The organism is Acidocella aquatica, assembly GCF_030160635.1.
GTDB lineage: Bacteria > Pseudomonadota > Alphaproteobacteria > Acetobacterales > Acetobacteraceae > Acidocella > Acidocella aquatica.
In genome coordinates, this window is the sequence record NZ_BSOS01000111.1 from 1 (window position 1) to 2679 (window position 2679).

At 59.6% G+C, this 2679-nt stretch carries 3 protein-coding genes; all 3 read right to left on the reverse strand.

Annotation, left to right across the window (positions count from 1 at the left end; translation table 11 throughout):
• Positions 1 to 113: 113 nt before the first annotated feature.
• Complete coding sequence (gene tnpC / locus QQJ84_RS19110; protein ID WP_284259926.1) at positions 114 to 1709, reverse strand: IS66 family transposase; 1596 nt, start codon at positions 1707 to 1709, stop codon at positions 114 to 116.
• A 101-nt stretch (positions 1710 to 1810) separates the two neighbouring features.
• A complete protein-coding gene (gene tnpB, locus QQJ84_RS19115) occupies positions 1811 to 2158 on the reverse strand; it encodes an IS66 family insertion sequence element accessory protein TnpB (protein ID WP_284259927.1) in 348 nt (115 codons plus the stop codon).
• Positions 2155 to 2679 (reverse strand): IS66-like element accessory protein TnpA (gene tnpA / locus QQJ84_RS19120; RefSeq protein WP_284259928.1); only part of this gene is annotated, 525 nt, incomplete at its 5' end. The genes tnpB and tnpA, both read right to left, overlap by 4 nt.

Genomic DNA, 2679 nt, shown 5'->3' on the forward strand with positions numbered 1-2679 from the left:
CAGGTTTGCTTTGATTGGCGAGAGTTGTTGTGGGTTCCGCCATCATTGCGCTGGTCAGCGGCAGTTGGGCCTGCAGGCTGGGGCCGGCCGCACATCCTGTTTCGTATTGTCGATTACGCCGCGACTGCCAGTTTGGCTTCGCCGCTCGGGCACCAGTTCCAAGGGAGCAGGCTTTCGAGTTCGGTGCTCCTGGTTTTGCCCGCGACGATCCGCTCCAGCACATCGGTGAGATAGGCTTCCGGATTGACGTCGTTCAGCTTTGCCGATGCAATAAGTGTAGCGGCGATTGCCCAATGTTCCGCACCGGAATCGTTGCCGGCAAATAGTGCATTTTTTCTGCAAAGAACTATAGGTCTTATTTCGCGCTCGACCGTGTTGGTATCGAGTTCCAGTCGGCCGTCCTCAAGGAAGTATGTCAGGCCCTCCCAATGGTTGAAGACGTATCGAATGGCTTTGGCCAGCATTGATGATTTTGAAATGCGGTTGTGTTGCTGTTGTAACCAGACGTGCATTGCGTCCACGAGCGGGCGCGATCGAGTGTGCCGTTCAGCCTGGCGTTGCGCCGCTGTTCTGCCACGAATATCTTTCTCGATCGCGTACAATGCGGCGATCCGCGCCAGCGCCTCCGCTGCGATGGGGGATTGCGTCGATTTATGGACTTCAAATAGCCCCCGCCTGGCGTGGGCCCAGCAAAACACGAGCTTGACCGATGCATCTGCGCGTTCTTTTGCCACCTGGCCAAAGCCGGCATACCCATCAACCTGCATTGTGCCGCGGAAGTCTTCCACGTGGCCGGCGGAGCGAATGCCCTTGCGATCCACGGCATAAAAATAAGCGGCGGCCGGCGGCAATGGGCCGCGCCAGGGGCGGTCATCAATCGCGTAGCACCAGAATCTGCCGGTCTTGGTTTTGCCACGTCCAGGGTCAAGAACCGGCACGCCGGTGTCATCGGCAAAGATTTTGTCCGCCGTCATCACATGGCTGACAATGCGATCGTAAAGCGGGCGGAGCCACCAGCAGGCCCGGCCGATCCAATCTCCCAGGGTCGACCGATCGATCATGATCCCCTGCCGCTGGAACATCTGCGACTGCCGGTACAGCGGCAGGTAATCGCAAAACTTCGAGATCAGCACATGCGCAATCAGCGCCTCGGTTGCCATGCCACCGTCGATCGGCCGCTCCGGCGCCGGCGCCTGGACGGGTGGCGTATCGCAAGCCTGGCAGGTGTAGCGGGGCCGGAGAGTCACTTTCACCCGGAGCGTAGCGGGCACTTTGTCCAGCATTTCGGTTTTTGTCTCGCCAACCCGGTGCAATTCACCCCGGCAGCAGGGGCAGGTCTTGTCTTCCAGGTCGAGCGTCACTGTGTACCTTGGCAGCGAATCGGGAAGCTGGCCGATATTGCGCTCCCGCAGCTTGCGCGTGCGCTTCTCGTTCGGCTGCTTCGGCTCGGCGGGCAAAATATCGCCGAGCGCGTCGCTGGCGGCAGCACCTTCACCCATCGTCTGTTCCAGGTCCTCAATGACCAGCTGCCGCTCATCGGCATTGAGCTGTTCGGAACGCTGACCATACCGGTGCCGCGCGAATGCTTTGATAATCTGATGTAGCTTGTCGATTTCCGCGCGCAGACCAGCAGCCTCAAGTGTCACATTGATGAGAGTTTCGCGTAAAATAACCAAGTCGTCCGGCAAGCTGGCAGGGTCGATCTCCATGCGTTCAACATCGCAAAACCGCCCGAATCGCGTCAATAAATCATTTCAAAATTACTTTGGAAAATCACGTTTGTGTTGATCAAATCATAATCGACGACGACTCACCCGGCTAGTTCCGGACGATAGCTACGCACAGGTGCTCGCCACTCGCAGCCCTCCAGAAGTGTCGCTAACTGTCCAGCGGAAAGTGACACCAGGGTCGTGCCGCTTTGCGGCCAAAAAAACGTGCCGCGCTCCAGCCGGCGGCTCAGCATGCACAACGCGATGCCGTCATGCCAAAGCAATTTTATCTGTCCGGCTCTGCGCCCGCGGAAGGCAAAGACCGCGCCAGAGAATGGATTCTCCGAAAATGACTGTTGCACAAGCATCGCCAAACCGTCGAGCCCGCGCCTCAAATCCGTCCGCCCGCAAGCGAGATAGACACGAACCCCAGCCCCAGGCGCGATCATGACTCTTTCACCGCCGCCAGCACCCGCCTCAGCGCCGCCTGGTCAACAGCGCCGCCGACCCGCACCACCATGCCATTCGGCAGGCCGATCTCGATGGCATCGCCGTCAGCCGGACGGCGACGTTGCCGCTTCGAGGCTGCGGCGGCTTCGCCGCGTGGCTGATCCGGCGCGCTATCCGGCGGCAGCTGTGGAAAACGACCGATCGTCGTCGGCTCCGCCACCACCGCCTGGGCAAAATGCAGAGCCGGCGGATAGGGCTCACCCAATTTACCCTCACGCATCTCCCGGCGCCATGTGCTCAATTGCCCGCTGCCAATGCCGTGCTGGCGGCATAGCGCCGAAACCACCACGTCCGGGGTCCAACTCTCCAAAACAATCGAACGCTTCTGAGCAACACGCCAACGACGACGCGCGCCGCGAGTGATAACCTCGACACGTTCAATCGGAGCACTCGTATGAGTGCTCGTACGAGCCTTCTTAAACACACCAGCAGAATCCCGCAGCAAAATCGAAATATCGTC

Bases quoted from the DNA above. Each gene is read 5' to 3' on its own strand.
- tnpB (WP_284259927.1), bottom strand. From the start codon at position 2,158: ATGATCGCGCCTGGGGCTGGGGTTCGTGTCTATCTCGCTTGCGGGCGG.
- tnpC (WP_284259926.1), bottom strand. From the start codon at position 1,709: ATGGAGATCGACCCTGCCAGCTTGCCGGACGACTTGGTTATTTTACGC.